Below are 17,944 nucleotides of genomic sequence, written 5' to 3' on the forward strand. Positions count from 1 at the left end.
ATCATTTAAACTTATGATGAAAAAACTATAAAATCTTGTTAACTTTTTATATAATAGAAAAAGTTACAATTGATTCGGAGTTAGGAGAGAAGAAAGATGATGTATAAAGTTTATTATCAAGAAGATAAGTATGAAGTACCTGTTAGAGAAAAAACAAAAACAATTTTCTTACAAGCAAATTCGGAACGTGAGGCCCGCCAATTACTAAAAGACCGTCAAATTAATATCGAATTTGTACAACGCGTAGAAGGCCCGTACTATGAATACGAGAAGCAGCAAGAATATTTTAAAGTAACGGAGATTAGGTAACTATATGAAATTTGTAAAAAATGATCAAACTGCGGTTTTTGCCCTTGGCGGTTTAGGGGAAATCGGAAAAAATACTTATGGCGTACAGTTCCAAGATGAAATTATCTTAATTGATGCTGGAATTAAGTTTCCGGAAGATGAATTGCTGGGGATTGACTATGTAATTCCAGACTATACTTATTTAGTAAAAAATGTGGATAAGATAAAAGGATTGTTTATTACTCATGGTCATGAGGATCATATTGGCGGAATTCCATATCTGCTTCGGCAAGTAAACATTCCAATTTATGGCGGAAAACTGGCGCTTGGACTGCTAAAAAATAAATTGGAAGAACACGGTTTATTACGTCAAACCACCTTTCACGAAATTCATGAGGATGATGTTATCAAATTCAGAAAAACATCTGTAACCTTTTTCAGAACTACTCATAGTATTCCAGATTCTTATGGAATTGTAGTGAAAACCCCACCTGGTAACATTGTTCATACCGGAGATTTTAAATTTGACTTTACTCCTGTTGGAGAGCCTGCAAACTTGACGAAAATGGCGGAAATCGGAAAAGAAGGAGTCTTATGCCTTCTATCTGATAGTACCAATAGTGAAGTACCAAACTTTACAATGTCGGAAAGACGTGTCGGAGAAAGCATACAGGATATTTTCCGAAAGGTCGATGGCCGTATTATTTTTGCTACTTTTGCATCTAATATTCATCGACTTCAACAGGTTGCCCAAGCAGCAGTAGCAAATGGCAGAAAAATTGCCGTATTTGGCCGGAGTATGGAGGCGGCAATTGAAATTGGGCATGATTTAGGTTATATTCAATGCCCAAAGGATACATTTATTGATGCAGGACAAATTAATCGCCTGCCCGCAAACAAAGTAACCATTCTTTGTACAGGAAGTCAGGGGGAGCCAATGGCTGCCTTATCCCGGATTGCTGGTGGTACACACCGACAAATTCAAATCCAGCCTGGTGATACGGTTGTCTTTTCATCATCGCCTATTCCTGGTAATACCATTAGCGTGAATAGAACAATTAATTTACTTTATCGTGCTGGTGCTGATGTAATCTATGGACCTTTAAATGATATCCATACTTCTGGTCATGGCGGACAACAAGAACAAAAGCTAATGCTAAGATTAATTAAGCCAAAATTCTTTATGCCAATCCACGGGGAATACCGTATGCAAAGAATGCATGCACAACTTGCAGTAGATTGTGGTGTTCCGGAAGAAAATTGCTTTATTATGGACAATGGTGAAGTGCTTGCGCTTGGCAGTGATGTTGCTCAGGTAGCAGGAAAAATCCCTTCCGGTAATGTTTACATCGATGGAAATGGTATAGGGGATATTGGAAATATTGTGTTGCGGGACCGCAGAATCCTATCGGAAGAAGGACTTGTTGTCGTAGTTGTTTCCATTAATATGAATGAATTTAAAATTGCATCCGGACCGGATATTATTTCTAGAGGCTTCGTTTATATGCGTGAATCTGGTGACTTAATTAATGAAGCTCAAAATCTTATCACAAAGCACTTGAATAAAGTAATGGAACGGAAAACATCTCAGTGGACAGAAATAAAAAATGAAATAACAGATACGCTTGCACCGTTTTTATACGAAAAAACAAAGCGTCGTCCTATGATAATGCCTATTATTATGGAGGTGTAATTATAGGATCACAAAAAAATGGCAGCCAGGGCTGCCATTTCAGACTGTAGACAAACTCGATGAAGATCGAGCTTGCCTACAGTCTTTTTTGTTTTAAAATATAAATAGAAATAATACTTGGGGTGATGAAGATGCTTTCAAAACATAATTCCATTCAACGTGATCAAGTAGAAATGATCGCTTTAGACCAGTTGGTTCCCGAAAATCATTTAGTCCGAAAAATGGAGGCAGCGATTGATTTCTCTTTCATTTATGATTTAGTGGAAGAAACATATTCCGCAGTTGGACGCCCAAGTATTGATCCCGTGATCTTGATTAAACTTACCTTTATTCAATATACATTTGGCATTCGTTCGATGCGTCAAACGATTGAAGAATTAAAAACGAATATGGCCTATCGCTGGTTTCTTGGTTATGGTTTCTATGATAGAGTCCCTCATTTCTCTACCTTTGGAAAAAACTATGAGCGTCGTTTTAAAGATACCGATTTGTTTGAACAGATTTTCTATCGAATTCTAAAAACAGCAGCGGAAAAGAATTTGATAAGTGCAGAACATGTTTTTATCGACTCCACTCATGTAAAAGCGAGTGCGAATAAACGTAAATTCGAAAAAAAGGTGGTCCGAAAAGAAACACGTGCCTATCAAGAACAGCTCCAAGAAGAAATCAATCAAGACCGGGAAGATCATGGAAAAAAGCCATTTCCACCAGATAAATTTGAAAAAGAAGATACAAAAGAAATAAAAGAAAGTACCACAGATCCTGAGAGTGGTTACTATGTGAAAGACGAACGGACTAAACAGTTCGCCTATTCTTTTCATGCAGCTTCTGACCGCAAAGGATTTGTTTTAGGAAATATGGTGACACCAGGAAATACCCACGATAGCGTAATCCTAGAACCATTAGTAGAACAAGTAATGGATATTGTAGGAAAGCCCGATGCCGTTGCGGCAGATGCAGCTTATAAAACACCGGCCATCACGAAATACTTAATCGAAAACGAAATGACACCTGCTTTACCTTATACAAGACCACGTACAAAAGAAGGTTTCTTCCGAAAACACGAGTACGTATATGATGAATACTATGATTGTTACATATGCCCATCAGGGGAGATATTGAATTACTCTACCACGACAAAAGAAGGGTATCGTGAATACAAATCTTCTAAGCATATTTGCGCTAATTGTCCATTTTTATCGCAATGTACGGAGAGTAAGGATCATCAAAAAGTAGTGACTCGTCATATTTGGCAAGAGTACCTTGAGGAAGCAGATCATCTTCGTCATCACAAAGAGGTAAAAACGATATATGCGAAACGCAAAGAAACGATTGAGCGTGTATTTGCAGACGCAAAAGAAAAGCATGGTATGCGTTGGACAACGTTAAGGGGACTTAAAAAATTGTCGATGCAGGCGATGCTTACTTTCGCTGCCATGAATTTGAAGAAAATGGCCAACTGGATATGGAAAGGTCCGGAAATGGCCTAGTAGATGAGGATGAGAGAGGTCAGCATACACCCAAAAAGGTAAAAAAGTAAGAACAAAATCAAAAGGGGTTCGGAATGTGACCATTCCGAACCCCTTTTGTCTACAATCTGAAATGGCAGCCAGGGCTGCCATTTTTTTTATTTGTCTAACAGAAGGTCCTTTTCAAAGCGATTAATATCCTCTACTGCTCCTATGACAATTAATACATCTTCTCTCTCAATAACATCTCCCGCTTGCGGAGAAACGATGATGTTTGAACCTCTTCTTATAGCTACTATCGTAATACCGTATTTCGCTCGAATATTGAGATCGAGAATGGAATGTCCAGCCAAATGATAATTAGCTGCAATTTCTACTATGCTATATTTTTCAGAAAGCTCAATGTAATCCAGAATACTCTTTGAAACGATATTATGTGCTATTCTTTTTCCCATATCTCTTTCCGGATGGACAACATTATCTGCTCCGATTTTCCGCAGCACTTTTGCATGATAATCATTTTGCGCCTTTACAGTAACCCTTTTTACCCCAATTTCTTTTAACATTAATGTTGTAAGGATACTTGCTTGAATATCCGCGCCGATTGCCACTATCACATGATCAAAATTACGGATTCCTAAGCTTTTGAGAACTGTTTCATCTGTAGAATCCGCAATAACCGCGTGTGTTGCAATAGAAGCAAATTCATCTATCCTAGCTTCGTCACGATCCATCACTAAAACTTCCATCCCTTGTTCGATTAATGTTTTACAAATGCTTCCCCCAAATCGACCTAAACCAATAACAACAAATTCTTTCTTCACATCCATTTCCCCTTTTCTATTTCTTCTACTATTCTAGTATTACAAATAATAAGGTCCGAAGTAATTCTCTCAACTTAAACCTTGATTACTTTTTCCTTTTACTATAATCAGCATCAAATAAAAATAGCTTCAATAATAAATATAACGCAGGGATGAGCAAGCATAGACCTGCAATAAAAGCAAATATTAGCGCAGTACCCATCGATGGATTTGTTACACTTGCATGAATAGTAATAAAGGGATAGAGAATGTACGGTAAATGTGATGCCCCATAACCGAAGAAGGCAAAAAAGAATTGAAGCATAATCATGATAAACGCAGTTCCAAAATACTTTCGTTTATAGATTAAAAAGGACGCTATTAAAAAAAAGACAAGCGATAGTCCGAACATCCACCATATATGCATGGCCTTTTCAAAATGCTTACTATTGTGTTCATGCAAAGCAATAAAAACAAGAAAGCTTGCAATGATGGTTGGAGTGCTCCAAAATAAAGCAAACTTTCTTAATATTTCCCTTGCTTGAATATCGTTTGCTCGATCCGCATAAAAAGTAAGAAATCCAGCACTAATAAATAAAACGGAAACTATAGCAAGAAAAACAACACTCCAGGAATATGGACTCATAAATAATTGTTTCGCCAAAAAATCTACATGCACACCTTTTTGAGAAAGAAATCCTCCCTCAGATATTGTTAACGCAGTGGAAAGGGAGGCAGGAATCAATAGACCAGTTGCCCCATATACAAACAAATAAATAATATTGTCTTTTGAGCCGTAGTTTCCAAATGCATAAAAGGAACCACGAATTACAATTAACAACAGTGCAATACTGCCCGGAATAAGTAATGCCGTTCCAAAGTAAAAGGCAGTATCCGGAAAAAATCCAACTAATCCGACTAGAAAAAAGACAAAAAAGACATTTGTTACTTCCCAAACTGGTGAAATATATCTTCTAACCAAGTGGTTCATGATATGGTCCTGTTTTGTCAATTTCCCATAAAAGGCAAAAAAACCGGCTCCAAAATCAATGGAGGCAACCATTAAATAGCCATATAAAAATATCCAAAGGGCTGTGATTCCCATTACCTCTAAACTCATGTTTTACACCCTTTCCCAAAAACAACTACTTAAAAAAGTACAATAATAAGAAAAAATTTCTTCATTCATAATATCTATTGTACCAAAGAAAATAATCTTTTCCATTTTTGCATACTCATTAAAAGTAAAGAAAGTTTTAAAATTTTGAGGTGAACAGCATGAATGATATATGCAGAGTATTAGAGCAAATTGAGGCAAATGGAAAAGAGAGATTAGCATTGGCGACCATCATTCGTATTGAAGGCTCATCCTATCGAAAAGCAGGTGCAAAAATGCTGTTTTGGGAGGATGGACAGAGGTACGGAAATCTAAGTTCCGGTTGCTTGGAAGATGATTTAGCCATTCATTCCTTGGAGGTAATAAAGAAAAATCGCTGCAAAAGGGTAATATATGATTTACAAGATGAAGATGGCCTTACATGGGGTGTTGGATGTAACGGTAAAATTGAAGTATTTATTGAACCGCTTTTTTCCAATTTCGCCATTTCAACATTGAAAAACTATTTATTAAGCGGAAGAAATATGGTTACTTTAAAATCCCTGATGACTGAAAGCCCGCAAGCAACTTACCTCTTTACATATGAAGGCAAACAAGTTAAAGAGGGAGAAAAAGCGATATTCCATCCATATATAAAAAAAACCATCCAAGAATTCATTCACTCTTTCGAAAAAATAAAAATTGTTACCATCGAAGGGGAAGATTTTTTACTTGAAAAGAACAATCCCAAAACCCGTTTATATGTTTTCGGTGCCGGGTATGATGCTGAACCTCTAGTTAAACTTGCTTCCAGCTTGGATTTTTCAGTGACTGTTATTGATCCGCGTGAAAGTCGTTGTAATCGCGATTTTTTCCCGACAGCTGAAAAACTTATTACGGAACATCCCTCTGCTTTTTTTCAGCATCATACAATAAACGAAGCAGCTTTTGTTGTAATAATGAACCATCACTTCCAAAGGGATAAACAAATATTAGAGGAATTACCATACGAACGGGTCGATTATATTGGTATTTTAGGTTCAAAAAAAAGGACAGAAAAATTACTTAATACGATTAATGGATCACAGAAACAGAAAATACATTACCCGATTGGATTAAAAATACACGCAGAAGGATCCGATGAAATAAGCATAAGTATTATGGCAGAATTAATACAATTCCGTCACAAAAAATGGAATACCGTTCATTAAGATTCCTTAATTAATTGATGTTTAAATGCATAAATGACGGCCTGTGTTCGATCTTGAACCTCAAGCTTACTAAGAATATTACTAACATGTGTTTTGACGGTCTTTAATGCAATAAACAATTCATCCGCAATTTCTTGATTGGACTTACCTTCTGCCATTAATAGCAGTATTTCGATTTCGCGATTTGTTAAATCCTCATGGAGAGGTCGTTTGTTTCCTTGTTTCATTCTCATCATCATTTTCCCTGTTACCTGCGGCTCTAATACCGATTGACCCGCATATGTGGAACGAACCGCTTCGGCAATTTCACTTGCTTTAGAGGTTTTCAACATATAGCTTGTAGCACCTGCTTCTAATGCTGGATAAACTTTTTCATCATCCAGAAAGCTAGTAACAATAATGATCTTTGCTTCCGGCCATTCCTTTATGATGCCTTTAGTTGCTTCAATACCATCCATGCCCCCCATTACTAAATCCATTAAAATAATATCCGGGCGTAAGGATAGCGCTAACTCCACGCCCTTTTCCCCACTATCTGCTTCCCCTACTACTTCAATATCCTGTTGAATGGATAAAAAAGCGGAAACTCCTATTCTAACCATTTCATGATCGTCCACTAATAAAACTTTTATCATTTTATCCCATCCTTCCCGCATCAATGATTGGCACTTTCACTTCTATACTTGTTCCTTTCCCGCGAAAGCTAATCATTTTTACTGTTCCGCCTATTTCAGCTGCCCTTTCACGAATATTTTGTAATCCGTATGAGCCCGCTTTTTCTTTTCCCATTTCAAATCCGACACCATTATCAATAATTTTTAACAATACAAATTGCTGACGATTTATTAAATGAAGCTCTAGCAATTTCGCCTTTGCATGACGAAGCGTGTTCGAAATCGATTCCTGGACAATCCTGAATAAATGATCCTCTACCCCTTTATCCAGATGAACATTATCGATTTTCCATGTTACCTTCATCGGAAGCTTTGCGGTTAATTCATGAAGCAGCTCCTCTATTCCTACTTTTAATGCTTTTCCTTCCAATTGAATTGGTCTTAAATGCAAAAGAAGCGCTCGCATTTCGGATTGGGATTCACTAATGATTTCCTCTACTAATTTCATCTGTTTACTTGTCGTAGAGGCATCAGGGTTTGGATTTTGATTAATAGCTGATAATAACATATTGGCAGCAAACAATTGCTGACTGACGGAATCATGCAGCTCTCTTGCAAGGCGATTTCTTTCCTGAGACAGCACTTCCTGTTTCATTTTCTCACTCCAATCAGCTTTTTCACTCGCTAATTTTTGTGAGGCCTTTACCTGATCCTCAAACCGTTTCTGAATAGCAGATAACCGCTCGTACAAATAAGCAATTTCTTTTAGTTTCTCTTTAGGGAATAAGGAAGATTGAAAATCCCCTTTTTCCAATTCCACTAAATAGGAATCAACTTCTTCAATTTTCTTTTTCACAAAGTATCCAATTACTATTCCAAAAATTGCCCCTACTATTAAACTTGTTAATAGGATGAAAACAATTACCGGTATTAAAAAGATTTGTGTGAAGAAAAGGGCCTGATACCAATCTGTTTTAACAGATATACAATATATGACGGTTATAAATGCAGCAATGATAATTGAAAAGGAACAAAAGTAATATAAAAATGATCTTTGAATACTCATATGTGTTTCACCTCAATATCACCAATGGAAATTGAAGTGATAATTTTCACTTTTCTCGATGCATCATAATAATTATCAGAGTAGCATATTACATTTTGGTTCAATAATTTTTCTTCTTTTCCAAATAGCTTCAAGCTTCCAGTTAGGGATGAGTGATTGATGGAGTATCCAACATCATATGGTATAAGTAATTGGATGTTGCCGACAATTCCTCTTATGATAATAACCGATTCTCCTAACGGGAGCATGGTCATACTTAAATCAATAACTGTGTCCCCAATCCCTGTTTGAATATTGATATCGTCCCATTCATAGACATGATTTATTACTTTCTGACTGCCTAGCAGCTTATTGGTTATAAGTGGCTGTTTTCTGTACATTTTTCTGTCTGCTGATGGTTCAATCGTTTCAACCTTTATCGTTTTCGATAATTTTTTCTTTTTCCTATAGTTAAATAAATAGAAGATAAGCAAACATAACAAAATAAACTTAAAAAAGAAGGTTGATATTACAATAATAGACGCGATGGAGATACCAATAATAAAACAAATCATGCCAAGAGTAGACTTGCCCTTTTTCTTCCCGTAATAAATTAATATAGCGGCAACAGCAAGTGTAAATAAAGAATCGGATCTAAATGATATTTCAAATAATATACCAATAACGGCAACAATGAATATCCAAGAAAGGGATGTATGTTCAAATAGTTTTCTCATTTGCTGCCCTCCTTTTGCCTTCTTGACTGATCTTTTCATAAAAAATAACGTAATCTCCCTTTAATTAAAGGGAGATATGTTTGCCTTATTATATTACCATGTACACTCTATTCATTAACAGATATTTCTTGACTTTTTAACTTTTTTTCTAATTGCCCAATTCTAGCATCAAACATGCTTTTTTCATAACCAGTATTAATGCGTGCTTCAAGATGCTCCATATACCTTTCTGTTTCATCAAATCTGGATGCTGCTTTTCCCATTATAGAATCATCTAGAACATGATGAATCTTTTCATTTACCTTTATTACATTTTCACGGCCCATTAGTTCCAATCTTTTAATGTTCATATCTTTCAATCTAAGTTTCATTTCACGGTGCTTACGTTCCAATTCTTCTAATTGATTAGCTGCTTGCTCATAAGCTAAGCGAAGTTTATCAGCTTGCTCTCTGTACTGTGCTTCTTCTTCGATGGCCATTTCATGCAGTGCCGGCTCATTCGCTAATTTTGCTACCTCCGCTTGTTTTTTGCGCTTATCTGCTAAGTAATCTGCTTGCTTCCACTCTTTAAGAAATTCTTCCTTTAACATGTACTGGCGCTCTATTAAGCCTGCGACTTTTTTTGTTTCATTTTCACTCTCTCTTAAATATTGATTTAAGAGAGAGATTGGATTCTTTTGTTCTTTTTTATCTAATACTTCATGTAAATCTGCCATTACAGTATTTTTGATTCTTTCTAATAGGTTTGTCATTTTCATTACTCCTTTACATCTTTAAGATAATTTATTCTTTAGTTCATCCCATTGGCGATCAAAGTTATCAAATGGATTGCCTTTTGTCCCTTCTACGTTCTCATCTTTTTTCCAATGTTTATATCCTACATAGAGTAAGTAGATTGCCAAAATCCCTGCTAATGCTGGAAGGCTTGCTAATACAGCACTTAGGCCAGCAATACCAATTAAAGCCCAAAGCAATTTACCCCAGAAGGAATGGGATTTTAAAAATTGTTTAAATGAGATATAGACGACAACCAAGCTAATCGCAAGACCAATGATGTGACCTAAGCTTGCTAAAGCGACAATGGCTAAAATCACCGCCAAACTAAACATCAAAACCTTTTTCATGTTATTTCCTCCTTTCGATATACTTATCTTAAAAAAAATCGTTAGAATGCATAACAATCTCAAGCTTTATTTTTTAATAGGACCTAAGACGTATAATAATTACACAAAAAAAGAGAACAACCGAAGTCGTTCTCCTTCTTGCCTCTTATTTTTCTTCTAATACTTTAAATTGAGCTTTCACCAAACGGAAATATTCACCTTGATGCTTCATAAGTTCATCATGATTTCCCGCTTCGATTATGTTTCCATGATCCAGAACAAAGATCTTATCAGCTTCCCTAATCGTTGAAAGACGGTGAGCAATGATAACAGATGTTCTCCCCTTTAATAAAGTTCTTAATGCGGATTGAATTTGAACTTCTGTTTCCGTATCAATACTTGCTGTTGCCTCATCTAAAATGATAATTTTCGGATCCGCAAGTAACGCACGAGCGAATGATAATAATTGGCGTTCCCCTACGGAAAGGATGTTTCCTCGTTCCTCTACCTGTGTTTCATATCCATTCGGAAGCTTTTCTATAAAATGATGAGCTCCAATTGCTTTAGCTGCATTTATTGCTTCTGTATCTGTTGCATCAGGACGCCCAAACTTTATGTTTTCCATAATGGTTCCGGAAAAGATAAAAGTATCCTGAAGTACAACACTAATTTGATTTCTTAAACTGCGCAATGTAATCTCACGTAAATCATAACCATCAATTTTCACGCTTCCTGCGGTTGGATCGTAAAACCGGCTGATTAGATTGGCAATAGTTGTTTTTCCAGAACCAGTGTGGCCGACAAGTGCAATGGTTTGCCCTGCCTTCATTTCAAGATTAATACCATTTAATGCTTTACGTCTTGTATCATATGCAAATTCAACATTTTCAAAAACAATGTGACCTTTAATGTCTGTTAAAGAAGTCGCATTACCTTTTTCATTTACAAGCGGCTTCTCATCCATATATTCAAATATCCTCTCTGAGGATGCCATCGCTTGCAATAGCTGGTTGTATACTTGCCCCATCCGAGAAATTGGCTGCCAGAACATCCCTAAGTAAAAGGCAAAAGATACAAAGGCACCCAACTGTAGTTGGTCATGTTGAATTAAATGGACACCGTACCATATAAGAACCGCTGAACCAACCGCATTTGTAAGGTCTACCATCGGTCTAAACATGGCTGATCTTCTAGTAGCATTTCTCCAAGCATCATAATTCTCATAATTGACACCATCAAAGAACGCCATATTTTCCTTTTCCTGAGTAAATGCCTGTGTTACGCGTATCCCTTGAATACTTTCATTTAAATGTGAATTAAGCTTTGATTGCTTTAAGCGCATATATTGCCAGGCCATACGGATTTTTTTCCTTAGTTTGGTTGAAATCAAAAACATAATTGGCAAAATGATAATAACAGCTAATGTCATCTGCGGACTTAAAGTAAAGAGAATGACAATAACTCCCACCAACATCAGCATATCCATTAATAAATTGATGACCCCGTTTGTAAACAAATCCTGTAACGACCCTGTATCATTCATAATACGTACAAGAATGGAACCTGCTGAACGCTTATCAAAGAAATTATGGGACAATCCTTGTACATGTGTAAATAAATCCTTCCGAATATCATAGATAACATTTTGTCCAAGCTTATTTAACCACCGAATTCGCAATATCCCCGCGATGTAGGACATAACAAATAATACAGAGATAATGACGATTATGGTTGTTAAAAAAGAACCATCTTTTTTATCAATCCCTTTACCTATTGCATATACTCCTATTAGGGTAGGAATAATTAGACGGATAATGGTATTTAATAATACGGTTATAAATGATTTTAGTACTAATGTTTTTAAGTATGGTTTGACATAACCCAATAGGCGAAACATTTGCTTCCAGTTAAAAGGTTTATCAATCAACTGTTCAGATGAGTAATGAAACCTTTCCATCACCTTTGGATTAAGTTTTTTTGCATCTTCCACCTATATCACCTCACCCTGTTTGTGCTTGAAGAATGGCTTGTTGGTCTTTGTATTGAATGGTGTAAATTCTTTCATATGGTCCACCGTTGGATAGAAGCTCTTCATGTTTTCCTCTTTCCACGATTTTTCCATCCTCAAATACGAGAATTTCATCTGCATGCTTAAGGGATGAGATTCTATGCGCAATGATAAAGGTTGTTCGATCCCTCATTACCTCTCGTAAGCCCTCTTGAATTTTAAATTCTGTATCCATATCTACTGCACTTGTTGCATCATCCAAAATTAAAATACTTGGATTCAGGCAGATAGCACGTGCAATGGCAATCCTTTGTTTTTGACCTCCGGAAAGTCCAAGTCCCCTTTCACCAAGCATAGTGTCATATCCATCAGGCAATTCCATAATAAAGTCATGTGCCTGCGCAAGCTTCGCAGCGTGAATAATCTCCTCCATTGATGCATCTGGTCGCCCATAAGCAATATTCGATTTGATTGTGGATGAAAATAAAAAGGACTCCTGAAGAACAAATCCAATATTGAAGCGCAAGGATTGCAGGGAATAATCTGAAACAGGACGTCCATCAATGAGCACTTCGCCTTTAACCGGTTCATAAAAACGAGTCATTAATTGAGTAATCGTTGTTTTTCCTGAACCAGTTGCCCCAATCAGACCAATTACTTTTCCCTTATCAGCTTTAAAGCTGACATCTTTAATCGCTTCATTTTCATCCCCAAAATATTTTAGTGTTACATTTTGAAACTCCACATCTCCATGAATTCGTTCCACTTCTATCGCATTTTTCTTATCGAATATTTCTTCATCTGCTTCCAATATCTCTAATAAACGTTCACCGGATGCCTTCGATTGAGAGAACATATTAATGGTAAATCCAAGATTTATAATTGGCTCAATAATATACCCAACTAAGCTGTAAAATGCAACAAGCTCTCCTGGTGATAACTTTTCATGAATAACTAAGTAACCACCATAAGCTAAAATAATCACGATACATGCGTTACCGATAAGTTCCATTAAAGGAAAGAACTTAGCCCAGATATCGGATGTATGAATTTGTCTATCTTTGAAGTCCTCATTAGATACATTGAATTTTGAATTTTGGAACTCTTCACGAGACAGTGACTTAACCGTATTAATTCCACTTATATTTTCTTGAACATTTGTGTTCAATCGGCCAAAAGATCGTCTTATTCCGCGAAACGCAGGGTGAATTAATTTATCAAAGCGAAACACAACAACTGCCAAAAACGGTAAAGAAATCATGGTCATAAATGTTAAGGAAACAGAATAGTAAAACATAACACCAAAACAGATCGTTAAAGTAAAAATAAACCTTAATAATTCACTAAACCCGAAGGATAAAAAGAAACGGAATCCTTCCACATCGGATGTTAGCCTAGACATCAAATCCCCTGTCTTTGCGTTGTCATAATACTTGAATGGTAAGAATTGCAGCTTTTTATACAGTTCATTCCGTAAACGATAGACAGAAGTAATTCCAAACATATCGCCTGTATATTGCTGTATAAAAGTTGCAATTCCTTTTACAGCCATGATTCCAATAAAACCTAGCGCTAAATATGGTATCCAGCTGTATTTTTTTCCTACGACACCTTCATCAATGGTAATTTGCAGAATTATGGGATAAACAATTGTAATGGCATTAACAAACAATAGAAAAATCATGGATGTAATAAACAAATGCTTGTATGGCATATAAAACTGTTTAAGCTTTTTAAATGTCTCCACAGAATTCCCCCCCGTTGTAAAAATTAATTGAACGTAATTATAAATATATCGGGTTTCGAAATATTTTTCCACCTTTTTATCCCAATTTTTTTAATTTTTTTAGATGTTTTTAAGTTTCGTCTTTTCGGAATGTAATTTAGGTCTTTTTACACAATTTTTTTGCTTTTTCAAAGCTTATTTTCATAAACTTGTTGCTTTTTTACTTGAAAATCTAATTATTTTTTATAGGTCTTCTTCCGTATGACTTCTTTTCGAGGAAGATCCCTGAAAGGAAACAGTTTTAAAAACTTCAATGAAGTATAAATTACCTTTCTTTCCAAAAAGAAAAAAGAGCCTCGAGTGTAGCCCTTTTGGGTAGTAATCATTTATTTTAGAGCAGTCCAGTTTCGATGTTAAACGATAACCCAAAAAGAAACACCTCCTATACATATGCTCCCTTATTTATAATATGACAAAAAAAAGACAGATAAATTATCTGCCTTTTCATCTTTATTTTGCTGCTTCCATTTCATCAAGTACACGGTTTACACGTTTTTCTAACATCTTCATGCCGCTTCCACCTGCTTGAAAATGGCGAAGATTGCCGTCTTTATCAAATACATAATAAGCAGGTACATATTGATTTTCAAATGTGTCTGTTAATTTATGCTCACTATCTACAAAAATCGGCTGAGTAATGCCATGCTCCTCAGCTACTCGTTTTATTTCATCTAAATTTAAATCATCTTCAGATCGTGGCATATGTACAGCCACCACATTCAATTTATCTTTATATTCATCGCGAAATTGATTTACCTGTGGCATTGCTTCTTTACATAGGTGACAGCTAATGGACCAGAAATGAATTAAAGTCGGTTTCTCTCCAACAAGTTCAGAGCGAGAAACTTCACCATTAAGCCATGCGGTAGCACCATTTAATTCTGGCATTGGTTCACGAAGCTTCATATTAGATCCCTCCATTTATTTTATTTAGAAAAAGGCCTAACATATTTTGTTAGGCCTTATATTGCTCCGGACAATTAAACATTTAATGTAGCTTGTCCTGGCTTCCAGTTTGCAGGGCAAAGTCCGCCAGTTTGTAATGCTTGAAGTACACGTAGAGTTTCATCTACAGAACGACCAATATTATTATGGTTGACAACTTGGTACATTAATTCACCCTCAGGATTGATGATGAATAATCCGCGTAGCGCAACACCTTCTTCTTCAATAAGAACTCCATAATCACTAGCTACCTTATGGTTTGTATCAGCAGCAAGCGGGTAGTTCAAATCGCCAAGACCATTTTCTTTACGATCTGTTTTAATCCAAGCTAAATGTGTATGTATTGTATCTGTAGATACTCCAATTACTTCTGCATCAAGATCTTCGAATTCATCATAACGATCGGACATTGCTGTGATTTCAGTAGGACAAACAAATGTGAAATCCATTGGATAGAAAAATAACACTGTCCACTTATCATTTTTCATGTTTTCTTCTAAACTAACTTTACCAAATTCTTTGTTTGGCATTACTGCTTCCATTTCAAAACGTGGGGCTTGTTTCGCTACCATGCGTTCTGCCATTAAAAATCCCTCCATTAAGTTTATAATTGATAAAGTAATGAGGATTTTCTCAATTACTTCTTGTACATTACAATTATAATTATAGTAATACAACTATATTATCGTCAACTTTAAATTAAAATCAGTGTAAATAAAAAATAATTATATTTTCATGAGCTATTCGAAAAAGTTAACACCTTAATGTTTTTCCCGTTTTAGGTAAAAAATAAACAATTTAATTAAATGATGATGAAAATTCATTTATTTCCTGAGTTTATCATGTATGATATTGGGAATGAAATAATATGCTTGTTTCATTTATAATATATATAGTTTAACTAGAAAGGGAGACGTAGATGAATTTGGCAGAAAAAATAATTGATTTTGATTGGATGGGATTATTGGTAAAAATCGGAACTCTTCTTCTTAAAGTAGTTGTTACTTATATAATCTACATAATTATTAAGGCAATTGGGAGAAAGATTATCCATACCGCGTTTGTGAATCATGCAAAAAACCCGTTAGTCTCGACAAGTCGTTCTAAAACATTAGAAATCTTATGTGAAAATATATTTTCCTATGTACTGGTTTTCATTTTCTTCGCTACAGTACTTCCTATGTTCGGCATTAAAGTTACCGCATTATTAGCAGGTGCTGGTATTGTCGGATTAGCGGTAGGTTTTGGAGCACAGGGACTAGTGAGCGATGTCGTAACAGGCTTCTTCTTATTACTGGAGAGGCAAGTAGACGTTGATGATTATATTACAACGGGGAACTTTACAGGAGTGGTCGAACAGGTTGGTCTTCGGACTACTCAGTTACGTTCCGTGGATGGAACGCTTCATTATATACCAAATCGCTTAATAACAAGCTTAAGTAACCATTCAAGAGGAAATATGCAAGCCCTTGTAGATATAAAGATTAGTGATAACCCAAATATTGATGATGCGATTACTGTCATCCAAAAAGCATGCGACGCCGTAAAATTTGAAGATGAAAACATTGTGGAAGGGCCGAATGTTTTGGGTGTTCAATCCTTTAGCACATCTGAAATTGTCCTTCGCGTCATTGCAAAAACAACAAACGGAAAACAAGCTGAAGTAGAAAGAAAGTTAAAGAAAGTGATTAAAGAAACTTTAGATGAACAGGTTGCGGAAGCATAATACAAAAAGGACTGGAGCAAATATGATATGCCCAGTCCTTTTTAATAATCGCCCAAACAAATTATTCACAGCTCCTTATAATAACTAAAAGGAGTGTGTGTTATGGAGATATTAACTATTTATTTATTCATTGGTATCGTGATTAGCTCACTTTTTATGATGATTGCCGATTTTCATCCATGGAAGCTTTTTGCCATCTTATGTATCGCATGGCTGCCTTTTTTCTTTATCGGAACCATGTTGACAGCATTTATTGATTTAAAAAGAATCTCCAATAAATTAAACACATAAAAGTACAGAGCCAAGAGACGAAACCAAAGACAATTACTATCATATTTTCCGACCAGCCATACTTTAACCCGAAATGAAAATGAATTGGTGTCATTCGAAATATACGTTTTCTCGTCATCTTAAAATAGCTGACTTGCATAATTACAGATAATTGTTCTGCAAAATAAACAAAGAACAAGATAGGAATAACGATTTCCACTTTTTCATGAACAGCTAAAAAGGCTAACGACCCTCCAATGGCTAAAGAGCCCGTATCACCCATGAACGCTTTTGCCGGATATATATTATAGATGAGAAATGCGAGCACACAAGCAATCATTATTAGGCAAAAAATTTGGACTTCCGTGCTATCTGTAATGTAATAAAAGAAAAAATAAGTTGGAATGCAAACAACTCCCAATAGTCCATCCATTCCATCCGTAAAATTTATCGCATTGGCTGAACCAATCACAAATAAACCAACAATGACAATGTAAACGATCATCGGCATCGGAATAACGAAAGAACTTGTGATTTGTATGTTTGTATCGATTCCCAATATGGATACCATATAATAAAGCAAAACTCCCGTGAACAAAAATTGAAATACTAACTTTGTTTTGCCGGAAATTCCACCAGGATCTTGCCGGGATGCTTTCCAAAAGTCATCCCAAAAGCCTATCAATCCGAATAAAAAGTAGGTGATGGCCAAAAACACCATCAATGGTGAATGATTAAAAAGTAATGCAATTACTACTCCAAGGGCAAAAATACACCCTGTCATTAATGGCGTTCCCTTTTTTAACTGGTGATCTGCTGGAAGCTCTTTCCTGATCGGCTGTGTTAATCCAAGTTTTTTCAATAAAAGAATGAAAAATGGACACAAAATTGAAACAGATGCAAAAGATATTATTGCAGGCATAAATGAACCTACCACATGTGGTCCTCCTTTTATCTATACATTCATAATTATAAGGATACAGTAAATAATTCCAATTTTCTATATTCATTTTAAAACAACCTCAAATATTAAGATTTTATGCAATGACTAAAGAAAAAGTTCGTAATAAAAGAAAAAACGAAGCAAAAATGCTTCGTTTTAATTAATGTATAAGAAAGTTTTTAAACAAGTGTGACTCTATCTAACACA

At 35.7% G+C, this 17,944-nt stretch carries 18 protein-coding genes; 6 read left to right on the forward strand and 12 right to left on the reverse strand.

Annotated elements, in window-relative coordinates; genetic code table 11:
* The first annotated feature begins 96 nt into the window (after window positions 1-96).
* The 3 genes from NSQ59_RS17455 (at window position 97) to NSQ59_RS17465 (ending at window position 3,471) form a co-directional block, all read left to right on the forward strand.
* Window positions 97-309 (forward strand): DNA-dependent RNA polymerase subunit epsilon, encoded by a 213-nt coding sequence (locus NSQ59_RS17455; RefSeq protein ID WP_055740565.1) that lies wholly within the window; start codon window positions 97-99, stop codon window positions 307-309.
* A 4-nt stretch (window positions 310-313) separates the two neighbouring features.
* Window positions 314-1,981: a ribonuclease J1 gene (gene rnjA / locus NSQ59_RS17460; RefSeq protein ID WP_055740566.1), complete on the forward strand. Its 1,668-nt coding sequence runs from the start codon at window positions 314-316 to the stop codon at window positions 1,979-1,981.
* Between the two features lie 131 nt (window positions 1,982-2,112).
* Window positions 2,113-3,471, forward strand: a complete 1,359-nt coding sequence (locus NSQ59_RS17465; protein WP_055742329.1) for an IS1182 family transposase — start codon at window positions 2,113-2,115, stop codon at window positions 3,469-3,471.
* A gap of 137 nt (window positions 3,472-3,608) precedes the next feature.
* Here NSQ59_RS17465 and NSQ59_RS17470 read toward each other — a convergent pair whose 3' ends face one another.
* Both NSQ59_RS17470 and NSQ59_RS17475 read right to left on the reverse strand, forming a co-directional pair.
* Complete coding sequence (locus tag NSQ59_RS17470) at window positions 3,609-4,274, reverse strand: potassium channel family protein (protein WP_055740567.1); 666 nt, start codon at window positions 4,272-4,274, stop codon at window positions 3,609-3,611.
* A gap of 85 nt (window positions 4,275-4,359) precedes the next feature.
* Entirely contained in the window at window positions 4,360-5,373 is a 1,014-nt protein-coding gene (locus NSQ59_RS17475; RefSeq protein WP_055740568.1) for a cytochrome d ubiquinol oxidase subunit II, read from the reverse strand.
* A 158-nt stretch (window positions 5,374-5,531) separates the two neighbouring features.
* Here NSQ59_RS17475 and NSQ59_RS17480 point away from each other — a divergent pair, with 158 nt between their 5' ends.
* Window positions 5,532-6,560 carry an XdhC family protein gene (locus tag NSQ59_RS17480; RefSeq protein ID WP_055740569.1) on the forward strand — a complete coding sequence of 343 codons (1,029 nt, stop codon included), beginning with the start codon at window positions 5,532-5,534 and terminating at the stop codon, window positions 6,558-6,560.
* Here the strand turns inward: NSQ59_RS17480 and NSQ59_RS17485 are convergent.
* The 9 genes from NSQ59_RS17485 to NSQ59_RS17525 all read right to left on the reverse strand — a co-directional run bounded on the left by NSQ59_RS17485 (window position 6,557) and on the right by NSQ59_RS17525 (window position 15,382).
* Window positions 6,557-7,195: a response regulator gene (locus NSQ59_RS17485; RefSeq protein ID WP_055740570.1), complete on the reverse strand. Its 639-nt coding sequence runs from the start codon at window positions 7,193-7,195 to the stop codon at window positions 6,557-6,559. The genes NSQ59_RS17480 and NSQ59_RS17485 overlap by 4 nt on opposite strands.
* A 1-nt stretch (window position 7,196) precedes the next feature.
* Window positions 7,197-8,240 carry a sensor histidine kinase gene (locus NSQ59_RS17490; protein ID WP_055740571.1) on the reverse strand — a complete coding sequence of 348 codons (1,044 nt, stop codon included), beginning with the start codon at window positions 8,238-8,240 and terminating at the stop codon, window positions 7,197-7,199.
* The gene (gene liaF, locus NSQ59_RS17495) at window positions 8,237-8,956 is read right to left on the reverse strand and encodes a cell wall-active antibiotics response protein LiaF (RefSeq protein ID WP_055740572.1); all 720 of its coding nucleotides are present in this window, start codon (window positions 8,954-8,956) and stop codon (window positions 8,237-8,239) included. Before liaF ends, NSQ59_RS17490 begins: the two co-directional genes overlap by 4 nt.
* Before the next feature lie 107 nt (window positions 8,957-9,063).
* Entirely contained in the window at window positions 9,064-9,708 is a 645-nt protein-coding gene (locus tag NSQ59_RS17500) for a PspA/IM30 family protein (RefSeq protein WP_055740573.1), read from the reverse strand.
* A 21-nt stretch (window positions 9,709-9,729) separates the two neighbouring features.
* The gene (locus NSQ59_RS17505; protein WP_055740574.1) at window positions 9,730-10,080 is read right to left on the reverse strand and encodes a lmo0954 family membrane protein; all 351 of its coding nucleotides are present in this window, start codon (window positions 10,078-10,080) and stop codon (window positions 9,730-9,732) included.
* A 145-nt stretch (window positions 10,081-10,225) separates the two neighbouring features.
* Window positions 10,226-12,016, reverse strand: coding sequence for an ABC transporter ATP-binding protein (locus NSQ59_RS17510; protein ID WP_152982426.1), 1,791 nt, complete (start codon window positions 12,014-12,016; stop codon window positions 10,226-10,228).
* 43 nt (window positions 12,017-12,059) lie between these two features.
* Window positions 12,060-13,814, reverse strand: coding sequence for an ABC transporter ATP-binding protein (locus tag NSQ59_RS17515; protein ID WP_126647141.1), 1,755 nt, complete (start codon window positions 13,812-13,814; stop codon window positions 12,060-12,062).
* Window positions 13,815-14,303: 489 nt separating this feature from the next.
* Window positions 14,304-14,759, reverse strand: coding sequence for a TlpA disulfide reductase family protein (locus NSQ59_RS17520; protein ID WP_055740578.1), 456 nt, complete (start codon window positions 14,757-14,759; stop codon window positions 14,304-14,306).
* A gap of 74 nt (window positions 14,760-14,833) precedes the next feature.
* Window positions 14,834-15,382 (reverse strand): peroxiredoxin, encoded by a 549-nt coding sequence (locus tag NSQ59_RS17525; RefSeq protein WP_055740579.1) that lies wholly within the window; start codon window positions 15,380-15,382, stop codon window positions 14,834-14,836.
* 335 nt (window positions 15,383-15,717) lie between these two features.
* Between NSQ59_RS17525 and NSQ59_RS17530 the strand changes: the two genes are divergently transcribed.
* Entirely contained in the window at window positions 15,718-16,524 is an 807-nt protein-coding gene (locus NSQ59_RS17530; protein ID WP_055740580.1) for a mechanosensitive ion channel family protein, read from the forward strand.
* Window positions 16,525-16,626: 102 nt separating this feature from the next.
* On the forward strand, window positions 16,627-16,815 hold the full coding sequence (locus NSQ59_RS17535) for a hypothetical protein (protein WP_055740581.1): 189 nt from the start codon (window positions 16,627-16,629) through the stop codon (window positions 16,813-16,815).
* Here the strand turns inward: NSQ59_RS17535 and mraY are convergent.
* Window positions 16,775-17,731 carry a phospho-N-acetylmuramoyl-pentapeptide-transferase gene (gene mraY, locus NSQ59_RS17540; protein WP_321198430.1) on the reverse strand — a complete coding sequence of 319 codons (957 nt, stop codon included), beginning with the start codon at window positions 17,729-17,731 and terminating at the stop codon, window positions 16,775-16,777. The two genes, NSQ59_RS17535 and mraY, sit on opposite strands and share 41 nt — an antisense overlap.
* Window positions 17,732-17,944: the final 213 nt, after the last annotated feature.

This window comes from Margalitia sp. FSL K6-0131 (genome assembly GCF_038008735.1).
Classification (GTDB): domain Bacteria; phylum Bacillota; class Bacilli; order Bacillales; family Bacillaceae_C; genus Margalitia; species Margalitia shackletonii.